We start from the raw sequence: 5,780 nt of genomic DNA, 5'->3' as shown, positions 1-5,780 counted from the left end.
GTCACCGCCGCACGATCCCAGACCGCCCAGTCGACGCGGCCATCCCTGACATCGGCCGACCAGCCCCACACCGACCAGGCCATGATCCCGCTTACCTGCAACGAAATCCGACACAAACGCGCCACCTACACCCGACCTCGCCACCACCCATGGCACACCGAACGATGGAGCCGATACCGCCGACTCCACCAACACCGAGCCAAACTCTGCCACTACCACCGACGAAACCAAGATCACGATCTACGGCTGTAGTACTAGGCAATGTCCTCGGGACTTACTGTAGGGAATCATTTGTGCAGGGAAGTCCTCGCCCGTTCGATCCGACAGAGGCGTCGCTCGCCATGTGTTAACGACGAGGATCCCCTTCGGCGCGGGCTTGTCCTCGGTGATCGCGGAGGCCACCCACTTCTCAAGCTGGGCGGCGTGCTTCTCAGCAGCGCTCTTAGTGACGCCCTTGACCTCGACTACAGCCTCGCCCTCCGGGAATGTCACCCGCCAATCATCGCGACCAGGCTCCGGGTCGGTGACCTCGCCGCCTAGGAGTTCGAGTACCTCCTTAACTTCAAGCTCGAGCGCCCGCCCGGTGCCGAGGTAGAGCTGGTCGTGGGCGTCCAGTGCCACGACCTCGGCCTCGGCTCTCGACAAGTCGGCTCTCGCGGCCGCCAGAACCTGTTGCTGCTGGACGACGCGCTCTCGTGCCTCGCGCTGGGGCCTTGTCGTGTACGAATCGGCCCAGGCGGGGCGTTCGTCGTCACGTACGCCCGTAGTCCTAGAGACGGCCTCGAGCAACTCCTCCTGAAAGGCTGAGGCCACGACGTCCTCAAAGGGTGAGTAGTCGTCGTCGAGTGGTTCCTCGTCCTCGTCGTGTTCGGAGCGGGGGAAGTGCGGGACCGGAATTAGCGTGAAGAGACCGCCGCCCTTCGTAACCTGCTGGAAGGCGACGACACGGTTCGCCGCGGACGCGACGCGCGCGATGACTGTGCCGGGCGAATTGGTCAGCACTGCGTCATAGGTGAGGTACTCGCCGTACTTGCGCAGCAGCGCAGGCAGAGCCCCGTCGCCCAGAACCTCGATGCGGTCGCCGTGCGCCCCTCTATAAACGGTCTCGGCCGGCGTCGGCACGGCTTTGAGGAGGTCCCATCTACTAACAAGCCGATTCGTCTGGTGGCTTCTGCCCGTACCGGAGTGGGTCACCTCGCCTGTCGCGACGTAGCACTCGAGCGGCGGGCGGGCGATAACGATGAGCGCCTTTCCCGAGTGCAAGAACTCGATGAACTCCTCTCGTCGACGTGCGATGTCTGACTTGAACCTAACCGACTCGTTGTCGCTGAGGCACTGCAGGCCTTGGTAGCTAGTCGCACCCAGCCGGTAGTCGTGGAAGGACGCCTCCGGGTCCCAAATGACCACGTCGAAATCGAAGACGCTGCGACTACTGGAAAAGTGGGACCGAACCGCGTTCTCGCCGTAGACGGGGTCGTAGTCGAGGGAGAGCAGTCGAGTCACGGTCGAAACTCCTGTCGGCGTCATTGGAGTACATCGAGCCCGCCAGACAGACAGTGACGGGACCGCAAGGGTGCTGCTGTACTTCTACCAGTCAGCGAGCCCTCAGGCGAACGCCCGCTCAAAGGCATGAGCATGCTCTCGCGACCGCAGCGCGGGCGGAAGATGACAGCACGTGGCGAGCCCGAGCTGTCACCAGTTGCTCGTCCAATTCTCGGGTTTCACTCACACCCGAACACTGTCCCTGAGACCCCTTCTTCCTCGGGTGTCACAGCCCCGGGCCGACCGGGTGGGTTGGCGATCCACAGGCGGCGAGTAGGCCGGCGATGGAGGACTTGCCGGCGTCGTGGCAGGACTTGACGGCGGTGCGTCGGTGGTTGACGACGGCTTGGGTGATCTCGGCTTGTTTGGACCAGAGTGGACGCCGAGCTGGTCGCGTGCCCAGTCGACGGGCCGGGCGACGTAGGGGTTGACGGGTGGCGGTTCGAATTGGCGGGCCGCGGCCTCCCAGGCGGTGAGGGCCACGGCCGCCCCCTTGCTAGCTCAGAAGGCTAATACCCAGCCGTGCGTACGCTCCTGCGGAGTCCACGGCGCAGGTGATCGTTGACCAGAAGTTCCGGAGATTTGCCCTCCGCCTTTGCGGCTTCGTGCAGGCTGTCGTCATCCCCAGTTACGCCTGCCATGTACAGCAGGCATTGGCCGCATAGGGTCGTGCCTTCCCACATCGCGACCGCGCGCATCCAGGTGCCGCCACGGATGCACTGAGCGCAGTAGCCAAGTGGTGGGACGGGTCGCGGGTCATCGCATGCCTCGGTGTAGTCCATGAGCGAGATGATCCCAGAGGCACGGTTGTCGCTCTCGGCGACGGCCATCCACCAGTGAGCGTGACAGGTTGTCACGTCAGGATGCAAGCCGATCCCGCGGACTTGTGTATTCCAACACCTCGTGCAGGTCGTACAGGCCTGCCTTGTAGGCGCCAGTGCCGCGGCGAGGGATGCCGTGGCGGCGGACGATCTGGCGGACGCCGGACGGGGTGATGCCGAGGAACGCGGCAATCTCTGCGGCGGTGAGCCAGGCCATCCGCCAAGTATGCCCGTCGACTAGTGCGGCACCCGAACTGCTGCTGGCTCCTTCGATCCGTCCCAAGTGACCCACAGCTCACTTGGGACTGGGCGGCCCCAGGCGGGGATCATGAGGAACTCCACACTCTCTTCGGGACGGATCCGCGCGTCCTTCGGAACCAGCCGGCTGATCGGAAGGTTGCCCTCATCAATCGTTACGCCAGTCGCCGTCACATCTCCGGTATTGCGTAGCAAGAACTTGTGCCCGCCGGGATGCTCTAAGGCCCAGGACACTGAACCGGGGCCCCGGTCGGCTGATGTCGTCGGCCCGGGCTGGAGCTGCTGCTCCGAAAGATCGATGGCTCGTTCGGCGGCATCAGCCTGGCGCACGGCAGCGTGAGCGGCTATCTCCTGCATCTCTGCTCCGATTCGTTGCCACTTCAGTGCCCGAATGGAAACTCCGAGTGCGCTGATCGAGAAGATGAGTGAGATGACGATACCCACCCATGTCGGCAGGTCGCCCGGCTGCAGGGGCGAGAGCCAGTCCGCAAGTTCCATGGCACGATGGTAGCTGGGTAACGTCGGACGGTTGTCGATGGAGCGCGCAGCGTTCTGTGCTGGCATCCTGCCGGGCAGCTTACGTGCACTTTGTAGCTGAAAACGTTCCGCTCGATCGGCTCTTGCGGCATGATCGGCAGCGCCTTCACACAACTGGGCGGGGAGGGGTCATGACCATCAAACGCGGGCTCAGGTTCCTTATAGTCGGCGTGTTCGCAGGCCTGCTGGCGCTCCTGCTCTTCGCAACCGAGTCGCCCACCGCCAGACTGATCGCAACGTTGGTATGGCTGGCTGCCCTGGTGTGCGGGCTCGTGTTCCTGGTGTGCGCCGCCGCTCAGATCTGGCGATGGACGAAGCGATAGTCATCAGCATGTGCAGCCTTGCGTCGTCGCGCATACTCTATTTACGAAGTCTCAAACTCATCACGACGGGAAGATGCGTCAAAGAACAGTGGGCTAGATCGGACTACCTTTCCGCCACCAAGTGTCGCTACTGCGATGACGTCCACCTGCGTGCCATGAGTGCCCGAGAGGAAAGTCTTCACTGCGGCATGCAGGTGGATGGCGGGGAAGGCGAATACCTTGGTGTCATTCGCTTCCAGGCGGGCTGGCAGTGTAACTGATCCCAGGATCGTGAAATCGGGCTCAAGGCGGGCGCCCCAACCAATTTCGACAGCGCAAGACTGTACGGTTACGGCTTGACGTCCGGAGTTCTCCACCTTCACGGCTACCGCAAGCTGTGTCGGGCTGCCGGAGTCGTGAAAGATGGGTGCGTCTATGGGGATCGGTTTCTCAATTGAGAGCCCGAATATCCCAGCGGCAGATCCCCTAAGCACTGGCCCTAGGAGTATCTCCGCCGATACCGAGGGGCCGGAGCGTCGCCATGAATAGACATTCCAAAAGAATGAGGCAATTCCTAGCGGGGCTCCAATGGCAGCCGCGTAGAACCCCGCGACCTGCATCCAGTACGGCAACTGATCATCCACAACCGCGGACTCTACGGGATCCTGGGACCTGTACGCGGGAAATTCACCGCGAGGGTCATGGCTTCACCGGACCCGTCCGCCGTGCCCAGCAGTCGACTCAGACCTCCCAAACGATCCGCGAGGTGTGCGGGTCGGAACCTTCGTGGCCAGAGCGTAAGGCGCGTGTGCGGTGGCGCGGCAAGCTGGTCGTCACCGGTCAGTCGCTTTCTGCAGCGAGGAAGTCGGCCAGGATCAACCGCTTCGCCTCGCACTCGGCGAGTCACTCGGTCTGGCCTTGATCCACGCCTGCGACAGCCTCGGAGCAGTCAGCTGGCGGGTAGACCTCCCACCCCTGAGTCTGCACAATCTCGACCCTGTGCCCGAGCGTGTGAGCGTGTCGTAAGGCGTCGTGCCGTGATTGCTCCACATCGTCGTTGAATCTGATGCGCCACTCGCATTCGTAGCAGGTCGCGCTCATGGCGGGCCCGTTGGTCGTGATGCGGAGTTCGGCCTGGGCCTCTGGGGTCAGTCGCTTAGCCATGTCGTCAGGTCCCCCGGTCGCTGCTGTGGTCGCTCGCCGTCGTGTCACTCACGTCGATCATGATGACTTGCCTCCTGCAGCTGTGCGCGCAGCGCAAGCCAGTACTCCGGGTCAGAGTAGGTCCTTTTGCAGTGGCGGCACTCGCGTAGGTCCTCCCGGCCCAGGGGTGTCCAGTGGCGGACGAGTTGGCCGCCGCAGTCGAAGCAACCGACGCCGGATCGTTCGGGCTGGCTGTCGGCGCGGAGCTGGTTTTCGAGGCGGGCGCGTAGCTTGCCGAGGGTTTCGGCGTAGTCAGGGAATCCGGGGTGGTGTTGGGCGGCCCATCCAGTGTTGGTGTCTAGGAACCGCACGGTTTTCGTGAAGGTTCGCTGAGCCGGCGGCCGGCATGCCGAGGAGCCGGCGCCAGTCGTCCTCGGCGGATTGCAGGGCATGGATCACGGACGGCGGGTCGGTGGGGTGTTCGTCGGCGGCATGAGGCGCCAGCCCGCCGGCGAGGATTTCGCGGATCTGTGAGCGGCCGTCTGAGCCGCCGGCGAGCATCACGAGCAGGTCGCCACCGGGTATGCCTGGCTCGCGGCTCCTGGGGCCGTCCTGGGGTGCGCTGGGGCTGCGTGCTGCCCATCCGTCGATGCTGTCGGCTGCGAGCGCGACGAGTTCGAAGATCGTGGCGAGGTCGCGGCGGGCCTGGCCGATGCAGTGGACGCATGTCCGCGGTTCGGTGTCTTGGAGTTGGAAGCCGCAGGTTCCGCAGCACCTTGAATCGCCCCGGAGTGTCCGGAGAGCTCATTCCTTGGAAGGATGACTCTCATGGCACGTTCGTCTTCGTATCCCGCTGAGCTGCGTGAACGCGCGGTGCGGATGGTGGCTGAGCACCGGGATGACTATGGATCTGAGTTCGAGGCGATCAAGTCGATCGCTTCGAAGTTGGGGATCGGGTCGGCGGAAACCCTGCGGAAGTGGGTCCGGCAGTCCGAGATCGATGCCGGGCAGCGGCCGGGTGTCAGCAGTGAGGAGAACACGGAGATCAAGCGGCTGAAGCGGGAGAACGCCGAGCTGCGGCGGGCGAACGAGATCTTGAAGGCGGCGTCGGCTTTCTTCGCGGCGGAGCTCGACCGCCCACACCGGTTCTAGTGGACTTCATCACCTGCCATCGGGG

General features: G+C 63.8%; 5 protein-coding genes and 1 pseudogene. 2 read left to right on the top strand and 4 right to left on the bottom strand.

What is annotated here, in order from left to right:
• Positions 1-240: 240 nt before the first annotated feature.
• The 3 genes from B141_RS0105620 to B141_RS0105605 all read right to left on the bottom strand — a co-directional run bounded on the left by B141_RS0105620 (position 241) and on the right by B141_RS0105605 (position 3,119).
• Positions 241-1,503, bottom strand: coding sequence for a hypothetical protein (locus B141_RS0105620; protein WP_020574192.1), 1,263 nt, complete (start codon positions 1,501-1,503; stop codon positions 241-243).
• 897 nt (positions 1,504-2,400) lie between these two features.
• Positions 2,401-2,580 (bottom strand): helix-turn-helix domain-containing protein, encoded by a 180-nt coding sequence (locus B141_RS0105610; protein ID WP_020574190.1) that lies wholly within the window; start codon positions 2,578-2,580, stop codon positions 2,401-2,403.
• Positions 2,581-2,600: 20 nt separating this feature from the next.
• A complete protein-coding gene (locus B141_RS0105605) occupies positions 2,601-3,119 on the bottom strand; it encodes a hypothetical protein (RefSeq protein WP_020574189.1) in 519 nt (172 codons plus the stop codon).
• A 170-nt stretch (positions 3,120-3,289) separates the two neighbouring features.
• On the opposite strand from B141_RS0105605, the gene B141_RS0105600 reads away from it, so the two are divergent.
• The gene (locus B141_RS0105600) at positions 3,290-3,481 is read left to right on the top strand and encodes a hypothetical protein (protein WP_020574188.1); all 192 of its coding nucleotides are present in this window, start codon (positions 3,290-3,292) and stop codon (positions 3,479-3,481) included.
• A 1,187-nt stretch (positions 3,482-4,668) separates the two neighbouring features.
• Here the strand turns inward: B141_RS0105600 and B141_RS49010 are convergent.
• Positions 4,669-4,974: a hypothetical protein gene (locus tag B141_RS49010; protein WP_157180820.1), complete on the bottom strand. Its 306-nt coding sequence runs from the start codon at positions 4,972-4,974 to the stop codon at positions 4,669-4,671.
• 457 nt (positions 4,975-5,431) lie between these two features.
• On the opposite strand from B141_RS49010, the pseudogene B141_RS0105580 reads away from it, so the two are divergent.
• Positions 5,432-5,780, top strand: a pseudogene (locus B141_RS0105580) (transposase); the annotation flags it as partial.

Origin of the sequence: Actinopolymorpha alba DSM 45243 (assembly GCF_000373925.1) — a bacterium.
GTDB lineage: Bacteria > Actinomycetota > Actinomycetes > Propionibacteriales > Actinopolymorphaceae > Actinopolymorpha > Actinopolymorpha alba.
This window is presented reverse-complemented; position numbering and strand designations above follow the sequence as displayed.